Origin of the sequence: Protofrankia sp. CiT1, assembly GCF_917627335.1 — a bacterium.
In the GTDB taxonomy this organism is placed as follows: Bacteria; Actinomycetota; Actinomycetes; order Frankiales; family Frankiaceae; genus Protofrankia.
The window spans coordinates 1-19,880 of record NZ_CAKJTP010000047.1; the positions used below are offsets into that span (position 1 = coordinate 1).

Here is a 19,880-nt window from a genome sequence, read left to right on the forward strand (position 1 = left end):
AACCGCTCCGCGAAAATTTGGGGACCCACACCCCATGAAGCCCCGGGTTCAGGGTGTGGCTGATCATCGAAACGAGCTCATGCCAGGATGGTGGTGATGACATCCTTCACAGTCGGTTCCCCTGTCCCGGAAACAGCAGCCGCACCGCCCGCGCTCGCGGACGCCGTCCTTGACTGGTACGGAGTGTGCGCCCGGGATCTTCCCTGGCGAGACCCGCGAGTGAGCCCGTGGGCGGTCCTCGTCAGCGAGATTATGCTTCAGCAGACACCGGTGAACCGGGTCCTGCCCGTGTGGCGCGCATGGACCGACCGCTGGCCGACCGCGTCCGCGCTTGCCGCCGAGCCAGCCGGCGAGGCCGTACGGATGTGGGGGCGGCTCGGCTACCCGCGGCGGGCGTTGCGGCTGCATCAGACCGCCGTCGCCATCACGGAACTACACGGTGGAGCAATCCCCGACAGCGTGAACGAACTACTGCGGCTGCCAGGAGTCGGTACCTACACCGCTCGGGCAGTTGCCGCGTTCGCCTTCCAGCAGCGTCACGCTGTGATCGATGTCAATGTCCGGCGGTTTGTCAGCCGTGCGGTCGGTGGCCACGATGACCAGCGGACGGCGACATCACGCCGGGACCTGCAACTGGTCGAGTCGCTCCTACCTATCGACCCGCGGATGGCAGCCCGGGCCAGCGCGGCGTTCATGGAACTCGGCGCGCTGGTCTGTACCGCGCGGACGCCCCACTGCGCTGCCTGCCCGGTGGCGGAAGAATGCGGATGGCACCAGGCGGGCAACCCGCCCGCGGATTCCCCGCCCCGGCGTCCGCAGGGTTATGCCGGGACCGACCGACAGGTACGCGGACGCCTGCTCGCGGTGCTGCGCGAGGCGCCAGGGCCGGTACACCGCGAGCTCCTCGACGCGGTGTGGGACGAGCCGGTACAACGCGAGCGAGCGCTGAGCGGACTACTGGACGACGGTCTCGCGATCCTGATCGCGCCAGGTGTGTACGCGCTGCCCGGACATCCCGCGATCGATTCCTGAGCTATCCGCGCACCGAGGTACCTGCGCACGCGGCTCGAGGGGAACACCGAAACCGCCGTGGGGCTGGGGCATGCGCCTCACCGCATCGCGACGCATCCGCCTGGCATCCAGGCATGCCTCGAACACTTCCGGCGGCAGCCACTTGACCAAGAAAAGCAATAAATAAATCAGCTTGGCTGCAAAAGAAGCTGACGACCAAATATTGCAGGGTGCGGAAAATACCTCTACCCCCGACCGCACCAGCCGCCAGATATTTGCTATAAAGCAATATCGATGCTGTCGCATGCCCGAAAGCCCCTGGGGATGCCGATGGCTATTTGATCGTGAAGTCACAGTACGGACGCGCAGTGATCTCACGGACATGCTTCACGTCACCCATGGCCCATAGCGGCGGGCGGTGGGTAGGAAAGGGCGCCAATGCGACAACGTGGAGCTGCCGTGAACGGCTCGCCAAAAGGACCACATAGTCGTCCGCAAACGCATCGATCAAAGTTGCTAGGTTCTCATCGAGGAGGCCCGAAAATGGACACCGACGGCGACCTTGTACCCGAACCCCGAGGCGTACCCAACACGACACCGACCTCACTTGCCGAGGTAGTGACCGTCCAACACGGCCCGGTCGTCGAGCATGAGCTCATCCTCGCGGCCGGTGCCACCGCGGCCGACCTGACCGCGGCCATGATCCTGGTACCGGCACAGGCCGCCCTGATCAGCTTCCACGGGGACGTCGACCTGTCGCTGATCTTTCGCGAAATGCCAGGCGACAGTGGCACCACGCCATACCCGACCTGACCCCGGCGGCGCTCCGCTCACAGCGGCGATCCTCGCCAGCAACCATCTGGACGCGGCTCCCTGATCGAACGACGACTCCCGCAACACGCCGTACCGGTTAGCCGCGTCATTCCAGGGTAATCCGAAGATCAGGATTATCACAACCAAGGGCCACTCCGATGGATGTTGATCCGGTCAAAGATCTGTCGGACGGTCCCGCACCGGCCTGTGCCCAAGGATGCTGGGAGGACGCTCGTGGACGAGAATCCAAATTCGATCAATACTGACATCGAGGCAACCAGAACACGGCTTGCCGAAGAGCTCACCGCGCTGTCCGAGAAGATGAGTCCCACAAAGGCGGCAGGACGCACCGTCGAGGATGCCAAGATCGCCATAGCCCATACCTGGGAACGGATGGCCACCGGCGCGGCAGACGCCCGGGTGCGGCTTGCCGGGGCAACCGAGGATCTCGCGCCCAGGGCCTCGGCGACAGCCCAGAAGGCGAAGGACAGCGCGGGCCGGGCGGTGCACCGGGTCGGGCAAAATCCGCACTTTGCGGGAAACGCGCAACATGTGCGGGACGCCGCCAGCCAGACGGCGGCGAAGGTCAGCCATAACCCGCGCGTGACCGCAACAGCCGAGAAGGTGCGGGAATCCACAGTTCGCCCAGCGCGGACCATGCAGGCCGTGCGCCAGCAAGCCGTCAACAGCCCTCGCGCCACCCGTGCCACGGCAGCCGCCATGACCGGCGTAATGATGGCAGCTGTGCTGGTCATCATCGTCCGCGGCAGACGCTGCGCCCGGCGATAGCGCCCGGCGATAGCGCCTCGATGGCGTAGGCCGCCGGCGGAAGAGGATGCCACCGGCCTACGCCATCGGACCGCGGTCGTGTATGTGCGGCTACCGGGAAGCGGACCCGGTCACCAGGACTCGGCCACGGCGCCCTGAGGATCTCTGACCTTCTGAGCGTCGCCGGCATCACGGGCTCCGTCAGCGGCAGGTGCTGCCGTGGGCCGCGGGATCTCGGCAATCACCACCCGGTCCCGTCCCCGTGCCTTGGCGGAGTACAGAGCGCCGTCCGCCATTGCGACCAGCTCGCCCTGGCTCGACACGTGCGTCGGAAAGGCGCAGGCCCCCACCGACACAGTGGCGAAGATCAAGGTGTTGGCATCCAGGGCGATAGGGCTCCCTGCCACCCGGGCACGCAGCCGTTCAGCGAGCGCTCCCAGCTCGCTCAAGTCGACATTGGACGCCAACAACGCAAATTCCTCACCGCCATAGCGGGCAAGCACATCGCCTGGGCGAGTCGCTGCGCGTAGCCGAGCGCCGATCTCGGCAAGCACCCTGTCACCCCCGGGATGACCATGATGATCATTTATTTCCTTAAAATGATCAACATCAATAATGACCAGCCCCAGTAAACCTCCGCCGCGACGCACCCGGGTGAGCCCGCTGGACATCTCCGCCTCAAGAAAACGGCGTGTGTACAAGCCGGTCAGCGAATCGACCATCGCCAGCCGGCGCTGGTCGCAGACGAGTCCCGCCATTCGAGCGATCGTCAGCAGGAACATCAGCGCGCATGCCATCGCCATAACCGGAATGTCATGGGTGACCCCACGGGCATATTCAATCATTATCATGACAGGAGCGGCCAGCGCCGCCGTGAGCAGCACAGCCAGCCGGACGCCACCGAGGTTCTGCTCCCCAGCCGGCGCGGGTGCGGTCAGCCGAGTCATCGTCGGATGCAGTGCCGCGGCGCCTAGCGTCACGTTGGCGACAAGCCACATCCCATCCAGGAAGTTGCCCGGCCGATAGGTGCCGCCCAGTTGTTGCAGCCCGTAGAGGGTGTCCGCGGTCATGATTAAAAAAAGGTTACCCATGAGCAGGAAGCAGGCAGGCGACCGACGGCCCGGCCCGAGGAACAGCCTCAGCCCGACCGCGAGCAGCGCGATATCCATGACCGGATATCCGATCAAGGATGCGGCATCGACCAGTCGGCCGGATCCGCCGCGGACATACGGGCCGATCAGGCCCAGCCAGGAGAGCATGGCCACGGCGACCGCCAGGGTACCGGCGTCCAGCAGGCCGGGCAGGTCACGCCCAGGAGTCCGGCGGCGTATGAAAATGACCAAACCCGCCACCGCAAGCGGATAACGAGCTAGGTAAAACGCATTAAAGAAAATGGGGAATCGCGTGGCTCCCACGGCTGCTCCGGCGGCCTGGTATGGCGGGAAAAGCGCCGTACCAGCAATCAAATACACGAGCTGGCTGGCGGCTAGCAGCAGCCAGGGCAGCCGTGGTGCGGGCCGGAAGCAACCGACACCGACGAGTACCGCTACCGCGGCCGAGGCGCTGGCCAGGCAATAGCCCACAATCCGTACGGTGTGGCCCGCGCCCTGTGACGGCACCAGGTAGTAACCGACTGCCAAACAGAACCCGAACGCCAGGTAAAGCAGACATGACCGGTTTGTGGCCAAGTATCTACGGCTGTTTCCCGGCCCCATCAGATCATCCCGGGGCGGCCAGTCTCTCCATGTCTCCACAGGCGCGGAAAAAGCCATGATTGCGCCTCCTTCAGCCAATCAGGTTGTATCCGATGGAACCAGTCGGTCCGGATAGCTCGGCGAGGTACCGGAATTGGTGCCATCTGGGCAATTGCCTGCGCGGCGAGATGGACACCACCCGGCCGCCCCGAAACACGGAAAACCCATTCCAACTACTCAGCACCCAGGCCCCGCCATAATATGAAAAATACCTTTTTTGTCGGTGAACAGATGAACCTCCCGAGTGTAGTCAGATTTCCTGTGAAATTCCTGTGAGCGCTAACCCGCTATTTAATGATCTTCTATGACGACCTCCAGCCAGTACCTTCCGCCCACACCACGATGCGTAACGGAAATCGACTCTTCCCCCTGCCTCCCAGGACCCCCTTTGCTGACCGGCCGCCCGTGGCAGGTCAGCCGTCCCCAGGTCGGCCCAAGACAACTGCCTGTACCAGCAAAGCGGTACGTGACCGACATCCCTTGCCTCGAGTTGTACATCCGCCTTCGGTCTCAGTGAAACATTATGGACCGATGGTTTCCGCTATCGACGTATGGGGCCGTATCCGTGCCACGATCGCTGAGCGCGACCGGGAGATCAGAGCGCTACGCGCTGCCCTCGGCCCACCATGGAGAGGAGGGCAGCACCGGCGACCAGCCTTGCCACGCAACAGCCACGACTGGCTGGACATCGCCAGTGAACTCGGGATCCGGCGCAAAAGGCCGGTCGTCGACCTCGCGACAGGCACCGACAGGAGTTCAGGTACGGCCGGCGCGGCACACCGGGCCGGCCTGCGGCGACAAAGTGATCAAAAACACCGTTGGCAACCGGCAAGCCGCGAAATCATCCGGCAACCGGTCCGAGCGCGGGCTATCTTCCGAGGCTCGGATCCGGAAATAGGCATTTTTGATCTAAAAAGTTCGAAAAAATCCGCGCGCGGGCGGTCACGGCCGCGCCGCCGGCTCCTTGGCACCATCTGACGATCAACATGATCACATCCGGTTACGCTTACGACAATCTTTTACCTATACACCCCGGCCAGCCAGCTACATACGAATGTGATCGATCATACGTTTGATCACCACGATCAAGTAGGGCACGCTCGAGAAAGTTGATGCGCCGACAGCCGTAAACCCCGCCGGGCTCGGTAGCGTGATCCCGGGATGGGGTGCGGATCATAGGAGAGGAGCGGGCGTGCTGGCGCCGCTGACCGACGCTGATCCCCGAAAAGTCGGGAGGTACTGGCTCCAGGGACGACTGGGCGCCGGCGGGATGGGCACCGTCTATCTCGGCTTTGACGAGGACGGCCATCCCCTGGCGGTCAAGGTCATCCGCCCAGAATTGATCAACAACGCGGACTTCCGGAAGCGGTTTCGCCGCGAGGTCGCGGCAGCGCGCCGCGTCCGCGGCAACTACGTAGCCGAGGTGCGCGACGCCGACGTCGACGCGGAGCGCCCGTGGATGGCGACCGAGTACGTCGATGGCGTGAGTCTTGCCACAGCTGTGGCCGAGCGTGGCCGGCTCGGCAGCTCCACCCTGGTGAATCTCGCCACAGGCCTCGCCGACGCTCTCGTCGCGGTCCACACGGCTGGGCTTGTACACCGCGATCTGAAACCGTCGAACATCCTGCTGGCCTGGGACGGCCCGAAGGTCATCGACTTCGGGATCGCCCATGCCGTCGACACCACCGAACACACCCAGACCGGGCACGTCATCGGGACAGTCGCCTGGATGGCACCGGAACAGCTGCGCGGTGAACGGGCCGGGCCCGCTGCCGACGTCTTTTCCTGGGCCATGTGCGTCGTGTTCGCCGCGACCGGGCGGCACCCCTTCGCCGCGGACACGCCCACCGCCTCGGCGCTTCGCATGCTGCGGGAAGAACCCGACCTCAGCGGTATTCCCGATGGCCTAAGACCATTGACGCTACAAGCGCTCAACAGGGATCCGGGACGGCGACCTACCGCCGTCGAGCTGGTCACCGGTGTCGTCCGCAATTATGTGGACAGCGTGGACCTCGCGGACCAGGTCACCCGGCACGTTCTGATCGCGCCACCGCTACCGCCTCCGTCAGCCCCTACGCCGCTACCGGTGGCTGTACCCGTACCACCGGCGGCACCGGCGGCACCGGCGGCCGGTCGCGCGGGGAATCTCGCCGCGGCCGGCCAGCCGACCCCAGCCGGCCGGCAGAGCGCAGCCACGCACCGGCCACCCACCTCCGGCGCAGCCCCCGTTCGCCGTTGGCAACTGGCGCTGGTCACCGTTGCCGCTGGAATCGCGCTCGGCATCACCGCCGGGCTAGCGGTCGCCGTAGCGCTGCGTGTCGCCTCTGGTGGCGGTGCGGACATCCACGGCGCCATCCCAACGCCGGTGGTCGCACCCGCGCCGAGCGGCAGCACCATCGTTCCGACCGTTGCGGGAATGTGGACCTCCGGCCGACCCGGGAACTCGGCTGGAATGCTGCTCAGCGAACCGTCAGTACTCGGCGACGGCCCGCCGTCAGCGCAGCCGGTGAACATACCGCCACCGCCTTCCGCCGAGCCCATCGCAGCCGCGCCCAATGCGGCGAATGTCGCGAAATCGACACCAAGAGAGCCGGCCACGTCAACTCAGCCAGACCCCATCCAGGTGACTGAATCATCAAAAAATCCTACAAATGCGACGCAAGCCACCAGCAATCCGCCGACAGCTCCGGTAACGCCACAACCGACCCAGACAAGCGCACCGCCGCCGGCAACCACCGCCCCGGCACCGCGGCCCACCGCCACGTCCGGCCCACCGGCCACGCCTACGCCCAGATCTCCGGCCAGCGTGGCATCCAAGCCACCGGCGGCAACAATGCAACCGGTATCCACGCAATCGCGTCCACCGCCCGCGGCCGCCTCGAACGTCGCACGATCCGCCAGGCCGCGGCCCCGGGGAATACGTACCCCCGCTCCTGCCTCCTCCTTAGCGGACGTCTGAACCCGCCTGGCGGCGATCCGCCGGGTAAGCCGGTCTTACAAGGATTTCTCCCGGCCGGAATCGGCGTAGCCAAAATGAACTGGCCTGGTCAGCGGTGGAATGCGCCTGGATGGGCATACCGCTGCTGGGCCCGGCAGTAACCGGCCCCTCGAACCCCGAGCAGTTGGAGCCTGAACGACGAGACCGATGCGCTCGCCGCGGGTGCCGCCGCCAGCGCCCAGCAGCCAGCAGCTGCCGGTGGCCCCCTGTGGGCAACGCCGTGATCACCGGACACGGAGGACTCTGTGACCGACTCCTTCCCTGATCCTGCCGGCGACAGCCACCAGCACGGCAGGTCCACAGTGCCGCTGCCACGACGCTTCGACGCGACCGCCGCCGCGGCCCGTGCGGCCGCATATCTGCTGCTGCGGCCGTTGCCCGCCCGCTGGGCACACTCTCAGGCAGTGGCGGCTCAGGCGGGCAGGATCGCTTCCACCGTCGCACCGGCCGACCGAGAACTGCTCGTTGCCGCAGCCTGGCTGCACGACATCGGCTATGCACCGCTACTGATCGATACCGGGTTCCATCCCCTCGACGGCGCGATCCACCTCATCCAGGCCGGCGCGCCGGCGCGGCTTGCCGCTCTGGTCGCGCATCACTCCGAAGCACGGCTGCTGGCGCGGCCGAGAGGGCTGCTGAACGCCCTTGATGAGTTCCCGGCGGAGAACGGGCCCGTCATGGACGCGCTCGTCTACGCGGACATGACAGCGGACGCAACCGGAAAGATCATTTCTGTGCCGCGGCGACTTGCCGACATTCGCACACGGCACGCCACCGAGCGTCCGGACCTGTTCGCCGCACGGTGCCGACGAGAGCCACGGCTACTTGCCGCCACCGCCCGTGTCGCGCTACGCCGGCGAGGCAATGGACCGCGAACCCACCTTCCAGCTGCCGGGCGGGGCCAGCCGGGCACCGGTGTTGATACCGGTGTTGATACCGGCGCGGTCCGTGCCAGCACCGGCCACGCAATCTCGTGACCACGCGGGATCTGTGGGACACCGTGACGAACGCACGGCATGAGGCCCGGCGGCCGACACGACGCCGCCGGGTCATCCTTCGCTCCATGCTGCGCGCGCTGTTGACGACGACCGTGCTGGTCAGCATTTACTACCTCCTGCCGCTGGACCGGAGGATCGGCGCTGGTACCGCTGTTGGAATAGCCATCGGCCTGCTCGTTTTCACCATCGTGGTCAGCATTCAGGTCTGGCAGATTGCCCATTCCAACCATCCGCGGCTGCGCGCCGTGGAGTCTGTCGCCGCGTCCCTGCCGCTGTTTTTATTGATCTTTGCGACAACCTATTTTCTGCTCGCCCGGGAAGAAGTCGCGGCCTTCACCGAGCCATTGACCCGCACGGACGCGCTGTATTTCACAATTACCGTTTTCAGTACGGTCGGATTCGGTGACATCGCGCCCCGTACCGAGACAGCCAGAATCATCACAATTATTCAGATGATGGGTGACCTCATCGCCGTCGGACTGATCGCAAAAATCTTCGTTGGCGCGATCACAGCCGGACTACAGCGCCGCTCCGTCACAACGGAGCCCGACGGCAGACCGAGCCGGAGCGAGGCATCAAAGAGCCGCTGAGAGCGCCCGAGGGGCGCGAAAGAACACGATCATGCAGCTCCGCTCCTCCACTGAGCGGTCACGGGTAACCTGCACTGATCGTGAAAACTATGGACGGCGCCACGAGCACGGGCACCAGCCGGCCAGCCCGGCTCACCGAGCCAGGCTGGCCGCTGCTGCCATTGCGGCTGTTCCTCGGCGTCACGTTCACCTTCGCCGGTCTGCAGAAACTCGCCGACCCCGGCTATCTCGACCCGGCTTCGCCGACATCGATCCATCGACAGCTTGCGCTCCTTGTCCCTGCCAGCCCGATCGGCGGGCTACTCGGCCTGCTCCAGCCGTATCCGGACACCGTCGGGGTCCTGATTGCCCTAGGCGAGGTCGCGGTGGGCGTCGGGACCCTCCTCGGTCTGTGGGCTCGGCTCGCCGCCGCCGCCGGCGCCATGTTCTCCCTGCTGTTCCTGCTCACCGTCAGCTGGCACACGCGGCCGTACTACTACGGCTCCGACATCGTTTTTCTGGTCATGTGGCTGCCGTTCATCGCGGTGGGCGCCGCCGGCGTACTGTCGGTGGACGCCTGGCTTGCCCGAGTGCGCACCCACGACCCTCGGCGCCGCGCGTTGTTACGCCAGGGGGCGGCAACCGGCCTCGCGGCGCTCGGGGCTCTCAGCACCGCTGGCCTGACCGCCTGGATAGGACGCGCAGTCGGTGGGCATGCGGTCTCCCACCCGCCCACGGCGATCGCAACCGCAGGGGCCACGATTGTGGCGCGAACCGACGAGATCTACCAGGGATCGGCGAAGAAGTTCACCAACCCCCGATCCGGGGAACCGGCCTGGCTTGTCCACCTACCGGCGGGTGGGTTCGCCGCGTTTTCGGCGGTGTGCACGCATGCCGGGTGTGCCGTGAACTTCCAGATCTCCGACCAGCAGTTCGCCTGCCCCTGCCATGGCGCATTGTACTCGGCATCGAGCGGAGCGGTCATTGGCGGCCCGGCCCCCCTGCCGCTCACCCGGCTGCCCTTACGCCTCGACGGGGACGATGTCGTCGTCGGTTGATTCCCGCGCGAGGTCCGGCGCACCTGCGCGTCACTGCCCATGGCGCTTGACGTACACCCGCGGGTGATCATGCGTGTTCTGCGTCACGCGAACATCGACGTGACGATGGAGATCTACGCGCAGGCGTCGTCGGCGAAGACACGAGAGGCGCTGAACCGGCTGAGCGAGAGCCTTGATCGATGACCTACTGCTGTACTTCGCTGCTGTACATGCGTCAGGGGCATGATCCCCTGTTGCAGATCATGCCCCTGACCTGGGTCGGGGTGGCGGGATTCGAACCCACGACCTCTTCGTCCCGAACGAAGCGCGCTACCAAGCTGCGCCACACCCCGCGACCATCGCAGAGTCTACCTGATCCATCAAGCAGCCTGGGACACCGAGTTCCGTGGGCCGCCTTGGCTCCAAGGGAGCTGTGGGATCGCCTCCGCTGGCCGCGCCGGCCCTCAAGGCGCGGCTGTAAGTGTGATCAAAGTAGCTTCGGGCCGGCAGGCGAAGCGGACCGGCGCAAATGGTGAGGTCCCCAGACCAGCGGATACATGCAGCCACGACCCCCGCCCGCCCGCCTCGTACCGGGAGAGCCCGCGCACCCGGGCACGATCAATACCGCAGTTGGTGACCAGCGCCCCGAGGAACGGCACCCGGACCTGGCCGCCGTGGGTGTGCCCGGACAGCGTCAGCGCCACCCCATCGGAGGTGTAGGCGTCCAGCACCCGCGGCTCCGGAGTGTGCGACAACCCGAGCCGCAGTTCAACATCAGCGTCCTCCCGAGGGCCGATCACCGAGGAAAGACGATCACGTCCCAACCGGGCGTCATCGACGCCGCGGACATCGATCCGCCGTCCGGCGACCCGCATCACCGTCCGATGGTTGGTCAGGTCGATCCATCCGCTGTCGCCCGCAAGGGTCTTTGCGAACGCGGCCCAGTCCAACGGGAGCCCCTTCGGCCTGGAGTCGTCCTCCGACAAAAAGTAGTGATGTGGGCTCTTCAACGTCGGCGCAAAGTAGTCGTTGTTCCCCGGTACGAACACGCCGGAGAAGCCGAACAACGGAGACAGCGCCTCCAGGGTCGGCCCGTCCGCATCAGGATGTGACAGTACGTCACCAGTCAATGCCACAAGATCGGGCATCAGACGAGCCAGCTCCGAGATCCACGCCAGTTTCCCCCCCTGTTTGGGGGTGATGTGCAGATCAGAGATGTGCAGGATACGCAGCGGGCGGACCTCGCCAGCCAGCGCCGGAACCACCAGACGGCGCAGAGTGTACGCGCTCCGCTCATAGCCGGCGGCATAGGCGAGGCTCAATGCGCCTGCCGCACCGAATCCGGTGGCCGCGCGTCTGGCGGTCCTTCGAAGCGTGCCCGGGGGGAACCGTCGCGTACCCGTCATCAGACCAGTGTGGCCCAGGTTTCGCCCATTGCGGCTGTTCTCCGCGCCGCGCCGCGCCGCGTCACGCGAATGATCAACAACGGGAAGGCTGATGATCGTATCCTTGGAGGTCCCGGAGCGACGGAACGGCTAGGGTCAGGTCGCGTGAGCGAACTCAAGGAGCGCCTGCGGGCGGATCTCACCACTTCGATGAAGGCCCGGGACGCGCTGCGCACATCCACCCTTCGCATGGCCATGGCCGCGGTGAAGGACGAGGAGGTAGCCGGCAGCAACGTCCGCGAGCTGTCCGACGAGGACGTGCGGAAGGTGCTCACCCGCGAGGTCCGCAAACGGCGGGAGGCCGCGGATGCGTTCGCTGCGGCCGGCCGAATGAACCAGGCCGAGCAGGAACGCAACGAGGGTGCGATCCTCGCCGCCTACCTTCCCCAGCAGCTGACCGACGACGAGCTCATTCTGATCATCGAACGAGTGATCGGCGAGCAGGGACTCGTCGGCCCGAAGGCGATGGGCGCCGCCATGAAAGCGGTCCAGGCCGAGGTGGCCGGGCGAGCGGACGGCTCCCGCGTCTCCGTCCTCGTCCGCGCCCGGCTTGCCACCTGACGCACGCACTCCAGCCCCGCGACGCCGCGTCCCCTGTTGCCCGGTCGCGTACTGCCAGTCGCGCTGCCTTCTCAGTCTCCGCCGAATATGTCGAGAATGCTATTCCCCCGTCGGTGTGCCGGGCTCGCGGTCGCTGTCACGGGCTGCCGGGGCGGCACCGTTGCGGGCTGTTCGGCGGGGGTTCCGCCGCCGTCCGGTCGAGGCTGCGAGTCAGGACCCTGCGAGACCATCAGTACCACGTCCGAACCAGCCGGGACGTCCTGGCCACCCGCCGGATTCATCGCCAGCACCGTACCCGCCGGAGCCGGGTTGTTGACCTCCTGGACCGTCACCCCGAAGCCCTGCGCGGTCAACAGCGCCCGCGCCAGGACAACGTTCTGGCCGACGACATCGGGCAGTGTCTCCTTCGGCGGATTGGGCTCGCTGTCGTCGGGAGCGGGCATTGCCGCCACTGGCAGCTTGAGCCCGTCGATCGCGCCACGCATGGTTCTCGCCCATACCGCGGCGGGCAGGTCACCGCCATAGACCTGGTTAAGGCCCAGGACGTTACGCAACGGGTAGGTCGTGGGCGACCTCGGGTCGGCGAGGGTCACCGCGACGGCGAGCTGCGGGATGTAGCCGGCGAACGAAGCGGTGCTGAAACCCTGCGCGGTCCCGGTCTTACCAGCCGCCGGTCTGCCGATCTGCGCGTTTTTCGCCCCTGTTCCATGCAGGATGACCCCCTCCAGCACCGAGGTGACGCTGTCCGCGACATTCGCCCCGAGGACCTGGCGGCATGGCTGGGGCGCGGCGTAGGCGACCGGCCGATCCGTACCGCCGACCCGCTGGGTGATCGATTCAAAAGGTTGTGGATCACAACGGATACCGTGATTGGCAAGCGTGGCATAGGCGGTCGCCAGGTCCATTGTGGAGATCTCGTTGGAACCGAGGACAGCCGAACCGTCACGTGCTCCTATGCCACCGGGCGGACAGCGCTGCCGGAGCGCCGCGGTGTGATCCTGTACCCGGCATGACGTGACGCCGAGCCGGCGAGCCATCTCGGCGGTGCTCTGGACGCCGACCTTCTCCGCGAGCTGGATGTAATAGGTGTTCACCGAGTGCCAGGTTGCCGTCGTCATCGAGTACAGGCCGGCTTCGCTCGGATCGGCGTTGCCGAAGCAGTCCGCGGTGCTCGCCCGCGTGCTCCCCTCCGCGCGAGGATTGTTGAAGATGTTCGAGTGATAACATACCGGCGAGTAGTACGTGGTACCCAGGGGCATTCCCTTCTCGATGGCCGCAGCCAGCGTGAAGACCTTGAAGGTGGAGCCCGGCGAGAACGAGGTCTCCTCGAGCGGAATAATCTGTTTTGTGTGGGTGAAGTCGGTCGTACGCTCCGGCGGCAGACCGTCCGAGGATGGTCCGTACACTCGGTTGACGGCCAGTGCCAGCACTTTTCCGGTACCAGGTTGGATCATTGCCACACCCGCGGCAGCCCGGTTACCCGGTGGCACGACACCGGACGCGGCGTTCTGCGCGGCAGCCTGGGCAATCGGGCTGAGTGTGGTGCGAATCGTCAGACCGCCCTCGAACAACAACCGCTCGCGGTCCGCCTGGGTCGCCCCGAACCGCTCGTCGGCAAGCAGCACGCGGCGGACGTAGGCACAGAAGAACGGCACCGACGACAGCTGGCAGGGATCTGCCGCCTGGGGCGGACGGTTCAGTGTCAACGGCACTGCCTTGGTCTCACGCAGTTGGCTGTCGTTGATGTGGCCGAGTTCGCGCATACGCTCCAGGACGATGTCACGGCGGATCGTAGCCGCCTGCGGATGTAGTACCGGATTGTAGGCTGTGGGATTTTTGACCAGACCGGCCAGCATCGCCGCCTGCGGCAGGGTAAGCCGACTCACGTCGACGTTGAAGTAGTGTTTCGCCGCGGTCTGCACACCGTAGGCGCCGTCACCGAAGTAGGCTATGTTCAGATACCGCTCGAGAATCTGGTCCTTACTCAGGTGATCCTCTAAATACAGTGCGTAACGAGCCTCTCGGAGCTTTCGTTTGACCGTTTGCTCGGTGGCGGCATCCTTGGTTTCCCTGGTGGTCGCCGCCTGCAGCAGAACATTCTTCACATACTGCTGGGTAAGCGTTGAACCGCCCTGCGTGACCGAACCTGACTCCTGGTTGGTGACATAGGCCCGGATGAGCCCCTTGTAATCAAGGCCGGTGTGTTCGTAGAAACGGGAATCCTCGATGTCGATGATCGCCTGACGCATCACCATCGGCACCTGATCAATCGTCACGATCTCCCGGTCCTGCTCACCCCGCAGGTATCCGATCACATTTCCTTGGGAATCAAGTATCCGGGAGGCCTGTGGCAACGGCGGCACGGTGAGGTTCGCGGGCAGCTCCAGGAACGAGTCGGCGCCGCCCTTGGCCGTGAGGCCTACCAGGGCCACGAAGGGCACCGCCATGAACGCGAGCAGGACGCCGGACAGCCCACTGATGATCATGAATCGCGTCGTCCGCCTAGCCGCTGTCCGGGCACGCGGCCGGAAGGACCGGAGTCTCGCGGGCCGCCGGGTGTCTGCGGGTGCGATGCGTCCGGTGGCGCCGGAACGACCAGAACCGACCGGAGGTTCCGGATGCCGACGGTATGTTCCTGTCGTCGCTGTCACGTCCGGGAACCTCCAAATGGCCCCCTTCGCGACCACTCGGCCGCGCAATGGGCACAAGCCTATGACCCCGCTCCTCAGACACGTGGATGTCACGCGGACGACACGAAGCAGTGACAGAACGCACCACATTTATCACTCGGATCAATGGCCCGGACGGGTCATTTGGACAACCACCCGTGTGGGGTCTGTGCCGTGGCAAAGGCGCTCCGTACGGTTTCGGGCGAAGCCACGTCACCACCCGCACGGGCCCCCTGACCCGGACTCGAGAAGAAAGGCAGGTGGCATGACCAGCAGCCTGGCTACCCGCACCAGCGCCGCACGACGTGCCAGCTCGACCCAGTTGATCGGCTCGACCGTCGATGGCGACTGGACCGCGAACGCGGCCTGCCGTGATCTGGACCCGGACGATCTCTTCGTTCAAGGTGCCGCCCAGAATCGCGTCAAGACCCGATGCTTCGGATGCGCCGTTCGTACCGAATGCCTCGCTGACGCCCTTGACAACCGAGTCGAATTCGGAGTCTGGGGAGGTATGACCGAACGGGAACGCCGAGCTCTTCTGCGGCGACGGCCCGATGTCGCCTCCTGGCGAAAACTGCTTGCGGATGCGCGCGCCCACCATGGGGCCGCCTCCGCGGGTTAGGACCGTCCGCACCTCGTCCCCCCAGTCGACGATCCAGCCTCCGATTCGTCCTCAGTATCTCACTATCACACTCCGACCGGATGCTCGGGACGTCGACGTCACCCAGGAGACAACCTCTCGACGACGGCGTCTCGGGGCACCCCGGGACGAGCGCATGCGAACAGCGCCACGCTGGCTGGGGCTCCTCAAGGCCGCAGCCGCGCAAAAACACGATCGCGCGCCCTGAACGGGCCGGAACGCTCTAACCAGCCTGGTGGAGTACTTTCTCCCCAGCGAGCGCGGCACCGACATCGCGGAGGCCATCAAGATCGTGAATGTCTCCAGCCAGCGCGTCGACCTCAACCAGCGGTGTGTCAGGATGCGCGCTGGTGAAACGCTCCCGCAGCCGGTTCTCGCGCGTGGCCAGCCTTACTCTTTCCGCGTGGACCCGCAGTACAGCCGCTGTCAGTGGATGCCCGGCGTGCTCGGCGAGTGTTTCGGCCGCGGCGAGACTGCGTTCCACGGTCAGGCCGCGAGCCGCGGAACACACCGGGTGGACCCGATTGATGACAAGCCCCGCCAACGGCATTCCGTCCGAATCCAGTCGATCAACGAAATAGGACGCCTCCCGCAATGCGGCGGCCTCAGGAGCGGCTACCACAACAAATGAAGTACCGGGTGCGCCCAACAACTGGTACGTCTGCTCGGCACGCTGCCGAAAACCGCCAAACATGGTTTCCAGCGCCGCCACGAACTGGCTGACGTCCGTCAGGAGCTGCGCACCGACAATCTTGGTCAGAATCTTGCCGAACATACCGAGCCCAACCCCGACAACTTTCAGGTACATTTTTCCACCCGCCTTCGCCGGGGCGAGCAGCAGCCGAAGCAAGCGACCGTCGAGAAACGCCCCTAACCGAGTGGGTGCGTCAAGAAAGTCCAGCGCCGACCTGGTCGGCGGCGTGTCGACGACGATGAGATCCCAGTCCCCGGTGGCATCCAGCTGGCCGAGTTTCTCCATGGCCATGTACTCCTGGGTACCGGCAAAGGACGACGACAACGACTGGTAGAAAGGATTTTCAAGCAGCTGCTGAGCTCTGTCCGGGGCTGCGTGCGCCAGCACGATCTCGTCGAACGTCCTTTTCATGTCGAGCATCATCGCGTCCAGCCGGCCGCCGGCCGACCGGTCGACCCCGGCGACTTCCCGAGGAATGTTGTCCAGTTCGCTCAGCCCCATGGACTGGGCCAGCCGACGTGCCGGGTCAATCGTCAGAACGACCACCTGGCGGCCCTGTTCCGCCGCCCGCAGGGCCAGCGCCGCGGCAATGGTGGTTTTCCCGACGCCGCCCGACCCGCAGCACACAATGATCTTCTCGCTGTCAAGCATCGCATCGACGTCCAACGGCGCTACCGGCACCGGCGGGACGGGCAGCGGTCGTTGTGCGGGCTGCCCCTGCGTCGTGCTCATCCGACCATCCGCTGTTTGCGCAGCAGGTCCGCAAACCGGTAGATCACGCCAACATCCACGCCGTCGGCGACCAGGGGCAGTTCGTATACGGGCCGGCCCAGCCTCTCGACCTCGGCTCGTTCAGCCACTTCCAGGCGTACCCGGCGCGCGTGCTGGGCCGCTTCGGTCGCGAGCGCGCCGACCAGCTCGACGCCGGCCTGAATGCCGGCCTCCTTCATACCTGCCACCAGTTCTTCAAGATCCAATTCATCAGCGCTAGCCCGCTCGATGTCATCGGCCGCCAACAACGGCTGCCGGATCATATTCACGATGACACCGCCGACCGCGAGGCCCGCGGTTCTCACCTCAGCGACGCCGTCCACCGTCTCCTGCATCGGCATCTCCTCGAGGAGGGTGACAAAATGCACAACAGTCGCGGCGGACCGCATCACCGCCATCACGCTGTCGGCCTGAGTACGGATCGGACCCATTTTCGCCAGCCCGGCAACCTCGGCACTCACGTTGAGAAACCGGGCAATACGACCGGTCGGCGGCGCGTCGAGAACAACCGCGTCATAGGACCTGCCGCCGGGACGGGTCGCGTCCGGACGGTTCACGGCTTCTTTCACCTTGCCGGTGAGCAGGACGTCCCGAACCCCGGGCGCGATCGTGGTGGCGAAATCGATAGCGCCGATCTTGCCAAGCGCCCTGCCGGCGCGGCGGAGGTTGTAGAACATTTCCAGGTACTCCAGCAGGGCCTCCTCCGCGTCAATGGCGAGCGCGAAAACCTCACCGCCCCCTGGAGCGCTCGCCACTTTACGCTCGGCGTAGGGCAGCGGCGGGGTGTCAAACAGCTGCGCGATCTGCTGACGCCCCTCGACCTCGGTGAGCAGTACCCGCCGTCCCCCGGTCGCGAGCGCCACCGCGAGCGCGCCGGCTACGGTCGTCTTGCCGGTGCCGCCCTTGCCGGTGACCACATGAAGGCGGCACGACCACGGCCCCCGAGTGGCGCCAGGCGGCAGAGTGTCCTGCGACGTCACACCGACGACCGTACCCGGCTCGGCCATCCCCTTCCGTGCGGGCTTCCGTGCGGAAGCACGGCTGCCGGACGCCAGGTCCGCCGATGCGTCCCGCCCTCTCCCAGCGATGACCAATAAGGTCTCGTGTCATGACGACCTGGGAGTACGCGACAGCACCACTGTTGATCCATGCGACCAAGCAGATCCTCGACACCTGGGGCGCGGACGGCTGGGAGCTCGTCCAGATCGTTCCCGGCCCCAATCCGGAGAGCCTGGTCGCCTACTTCAAGCGCCCGACGAACGTCTCGACGGCATGACGCCCGCGGGCACCGAGGCGGCCACTCCGTCGCGGCGGCTGGCCGCGCTCGGGCTGACACTTCCCGCGGTACCGGCACCAGCCGGCGCCTACCTGCCGGCTCGCCGCCATGCCGAGCTGGTGTGGACGGCCGGGCAACTGCCGCTGGTGGACGGCACGCTCGCCGACCGCGGCCAGGTCGGCGCGGCCGCTGACGGCGGCATGATCACCCCTGACCGCGCCACCGAGCTGGCCCGCATCTGCGCGCTGAACGCCCTCGCGGCAGCGGCCGCGGTTGCCGGCGGCCTCGATGCCGTCACCGGCATCGTCAAGGTCGTCGGGTTCGTCGCCAGCGTGCCCGCGTTCACCGGACAACCGGCGGTGGTCAACGGCGCGAGCGAGCTGCTCGCGGCGGTGTTCGGCGACGCCGGGCGGCATGCCCGCTCCGCCGTGGGGGTAGCCGTCCTGCCCTTGGGCGCCCCGGTCGAGATCGAGCTGGTCGCCACCATCTGTTCTAACATCTGACACATGCCGGATCCGACCAGCGCGGTGACCGAGGACCTGCTCACGCACCTGCGCCAGCGGCTACCGTCGAGCATCCCCGAGCGGGCGCGGTCCTATCGTCCTGATATCGACACGCCGGCACCCACCCGCGCCGCGGCCACGGTGGTCCTGCTCCGGCCCGCCCTCAGCGGGCCAGGCGGGGTCGAGGTCTGTCTGTTGCGCCGGGCGTCCACGATGGCCTTTGCCGCCGGCATGTACGTATTCCCAGGCGGGACGGTTGATCCAGCGGACAGCGACGCTGAGCCGCGCCAATTCGGTACGGCGGGGGCCGTGGCGCCATACCTGCCCGGGGCCGGGCCGGCGCTGGCCCGAGCGCTGGTGTGCGCGGCGGTGCGCGAGACGTTCGAGGAAAGCGGTGTCCTGCTCGCCGGACCGGACGGCGACACCATCGCCGATGTCAGCGGCCCCGGCTGGGAATCGGACCGGGCCGCGCTGGAGAGCCGGCGGACCAGCCTTGCCGCCGTGCTGGCCCGACGCGCCCTCGGGGTACGGATCGATCTGCTCCGCTCCTGGGCACGCTGGATCACACCCGAGGTCGAACCGCGCCGGTACGACACCTGGTTCTTCGTCGCGGCGATGCCAACCACGCAGCTGACCCGCCGGATCCCCGGCGAATCCGACCGGCTGCTGTGGACGTCGCCGGCGGCCGCGCTCGACGACTACCTGGCGGATCGGCTACGCCTGATGCCACCCACCGCATACACCCTCGGCGAGTTGGTGAACTACACCAGCGTCGAAGAAATCATGGCAGCTGCCACCGCCCGGGACATGGAACCGATCCTGCCAAAAATCTCGTTGCGCGACGGCACGGCCCGGCTTGTGTTCCCGCATGACACCGACTATGGCTCAATCGGCTGACAGGCACGGGCGGGCAGTGGCCACGATGCCGTCCCATCCTGCCCTGCCCAGGCAGGTGACAACACTGGCGGCGGTGCTGCTCGCGCCCAATCCCGGCCCGATGACACTGGACGGCACGAACACGTGGCTGCTGCGCGCCCCCGGTGCCACCGGCTGTGTGGTCGTCGACCCCGGCCCGCCTGATCACCGGCATCTCGATGCGATCGTCGCGGCGGGACCAGTTGAGATGATCCTGCTTACCCATGGTCATATTGACCATGCCGCGGGCGCTGCTCCGCTTCACAGTCGCACGGCGGCTCCGGTCCGTGCCCTGGACATCGCCCACCGGCTCGGCGACGAGGGGCTCGCCGAAGGCGATGTGATCGTCGCTGCCGGAGTAGAGATCCGCGTGCTGGCGACGCCTGGCCACAGCGGCGACTCGCTGTCCTTCGTCCTCACCGGTGACCGCCAGCGCGGCACTGGTGGCACTGGTGGCA

At 66.3% G+C, this 19,880-nt stretch carries 18 protein-coding genes, 1 tRNA gene and 1 pseudogene; 14 read left to right on the plus strand and 6 right to left on the minus strand.

Annotated features, from left to right (window positions below):
• The first annotated feature begins 96 nt into the window (after positions 1 to 96).
• From MJ785_RS10230 to MJ785_RS10240, 3 genes are all read left to right on the plus strand, one after another.
• On the plus strand, positions 97 to 1,032 hold the full coding sequence (locus MJ785_RS10230; protein ID WP_239311231.1) for an A/G-specific adenine glycosylase: 936 nt from the start codon (positions 97 to 99) through the stop codon (positions 1,030 to 1,032).
• A gap of 522 nt (positions 1,033 to 1,554) precedes the next feature.
• Complete coding sequence (locus MJ785_RS10235) at positions 1,555 to 1,824, plus strand: hypothetical protein (protein WP_239311232.1); 270 nt, start codon at positions 1,555 to 1,557, stop codon at positions 1,822 to 1,824.
• Between the two features lie 234 nt (positions 1,825 to 2,058).
• Complete coding sequence (locus tag MJ785_RS10240; RefSeq protein ID WP_239348185.1) at positions 2,059 to 2,613, plus strand: DUF3618 domain-containing protein; 555 nt, start codon at positions 2,059 to 2,061, stop codon at positions 2,611 to 2,613.
• A 110-nt stretch (positions 2,614 to 2,723) separates the two neighbouring features.
• On the opposite strand, the gene MJ785_RS10245 is transcribed toward MJ785_RS10240, so the two are convergent.
• Positions 2,724 to 4,232, minus strand: a complete 1,509-nt coding sequence (locus tag MJ785_RS10245; protein WP_239380587.1) for a diguanylate cyclase — start codon at positions 4,230 to 4,232, stop codon at positions 2,724 to 2,726.
• A gap of 1,306 nt (positions 4,233 to 5,538) precedes the next feature.
• On the opposite strand from MJ785_RS10245, the gene MJ785_RS10250 reads away from it, so the two are divergent.
• The 5 genes and pseudogenes from MJ785_RS10250 to MJ785_RS22230 all read left to right on the plus strand — a co-directional run.
• Positions 5,539 to 7,305, plus strand: a complete 1,767-nt coding sequence (locus tag MJ785_RS10250; protein WP_239380589.1) for a serine/threonine-protein kinase — start codon at positions 5,539 to 5,541, stop codon at positions 7,303 to 7,305.
• Between the two features lie 284 nt (positions 7,306 to 7,589).
• Complete coding sequence (locus MJ785_RS10255; protein ID WP_239380590.1) at positions 7,590 to 8,321, plus strand: HD domain-containing protein; 732 nt, start codon at positions 7,590 to 7,592, stop codon at positions 8,319 to 8,321.
• A complete protein-coding gene (locus MJ785_RS10260) occupies positions 8,318 to 8,932 on the plus strand; it encodes a potassium channel family protein (RefSeq protein WP_239380591.1) in 615 nt (204 codons plus the stop codon). The genes MJ785_RS10255 and MJ785_RS10260 overlap by 4 nt, the downstream gene beginning before the upstream one ends.
• An 89-nt stretch (positions 8,933 to 9,021) precedes the next feature.
• A complete protein-coding gene (locus tag MJ785_RS22035) occupies positions 9,022 to 9,969 on the plus strand; it encodes a TQO small subunit DoxD (protein ID WP_305039912.1) in 948 nt (315 codons plus the stop codon).
• Between the two features lie 9 nt (positions 9,970 to 9,978).
• A pseudogene (locus tag MJ785_RS22230) lies at positions 9,979 to 10,152 on the plus strand (site-specific integrase); the annotation flags it as partial.
• Between the two features lie 75 nt (positions 10,153 to 10,227).
• Here the strand turns inward: MJ785_RS22230 and MJ785_RS10275 are convergent.
• A tRNA-Pro gene (locus MJ785_RS10275) sits at positions 10,228 to 10,301 on the minus strand.
• A gap of 111 nt (positions 10,302 to 10,412) precedes the next feature.
• On the minus strand, positions 10,413 to 11,354 hold the full coding sequence (locus MJ785_RS10280; protein WP_239311005.1) for a metallophosphoesterase: 942 nt from the start codon (positions 11,352 to 11,354) through the stop codon (positions 10,413 to 10,415).
• A gap of 144 nt (positions 11,355 to 11,498) precedes the next feature.
• Between MJ785_RS10280 and MJ785_RS10285 the strand changes: the two genes are divergently transcribed.
• Positions 11,499 to 11,954 carry a GatB/YqeY domain-containing protein gene (locus tag MJ785_RS10285; protein ID WP_239348192.1) on the plus strand — a complete coding sequence of 152 codons (456 nt, stop codon included), beginning with the start codon at positions 11,499 to 11,501 and terminating at the stop codon, positions 11,952 to 11,954.
• A gap of 71 nt (positions 11,955 to 12,025) precedes the next feature.
• On the opposite strand, the gene MJ785_RS10290 is transcribed toward MJ785_RS10285, so the two are convergent.
• Positions 12,026 to 14,440 (minus strand): transglycosylase domain-containing protein, encoded by a 2,415-nt coding sequence (locus tag MJ785_RS10290; RefSeq protein ID WP_239310993.1) that lies wholly within the window; start codon positions 14,438 to 14,440, stop codon positions 12,026 to 12,028.
• A gap of 448 nt (positions 14,441 to 14,888) precedes the next feature.
• Between MJ785_RS10290 and MJ785_RS10295 the strand changes: the two genes are divergently transcribed.
• Positions 14,889 to 15,245 (plus strand): WhiB family transcriptional regulator, encoded by a 357-nt coding sequence (locus tag MJ785_RS10295; protein ID WP_239310994.1) that lies wholly within the window; start codon positions 14,889 to 14,891, stop codon positions 15,243 to 15,245.
• A gap of 241 nt (positions 15,246 to 15,486) precedes the next feature.
• Here the strand turns inward: MJ785_RS10295 and MJ785_RS10300 are convergent, their stop codons facing one another.
• Complete coding sequence (locus tag MJ785_RS10300) at positions 15,487 to 16,689, minus strand: ArsA-related P-loop ATPase (protein ID WP_239310995.1); 1,203 nt, start codon at positions 16,687 to 16,689, stop codon at positions 15,487 to 15,489.
• Positions 16,686 to 17,735 (minus strand): ArsA-related P-loop ATPase, encoded by a 1,050-nt coding sequence (locus MJ785_RS10305; protein WP_239310996.1) that lies wholly within the window; start codon positions 17,733 to 17,735, stop codon positions 16,686 to 16,688. Before MJ785_RS10305 ends, MJ785_RS10300 begins: the two co-directional genes overlap by 4 nt.
• Positions 17,736 to 17,836: 101 nt before the next feature.
• On the opposite strand from MJ785_RS10305, the gene MJ785_RS10310 reads away from it, so the two are divergent.
• From MJ785_RS10310 to MJ785_RS10325, 4 genes are all read left to right on the plus strand, one after another.
• Positions 17,837 to 18,004, plus strand: coding sequence for a DUF4177 domain-containing protein (locus tag MJ785_RS10310; protein ID WP_239310997.1), 168 nt, complete (start codon positions 17,837 to 17,839; stop codon positions 18,002 to 18,004).
• Entirely contained in the window at positions 18,001 to 18,507 is a 507-nt protein-coding gene (locus MJ785_RS10315) for a RidA family protein (RefSeq protein ID WP_239310998.1), read from the plus strand. The genes MJ785_RS10310 and MJ785_RS10315 overlap by 4 nt, the downstream gene beginning before the upstream one ends.
• Positions 18,508 to 18,510: 3 nt before the next feature.
• On the plus strand, positions 18,511 to 19,404 hold the full coding sequence (locus tag MJ785_RS10320) for an NUDIX hydrolase (protein WP_239348193.1): 894 nt from the start codon (positions 18,511 to 18,513) through the stop codon (positions 19,402 to 19,404).
• 25 nt (positions 19,405 to 19,429) lie between these two features.
• A partial coding sequence (locus MJ785_RS10325; protein ID WP_239380593.1) for an MBL fold metallo-hydrolase occupies positions 19,430 to 19,880 on the plus strand: 451 nt, incomplete at its 3' end.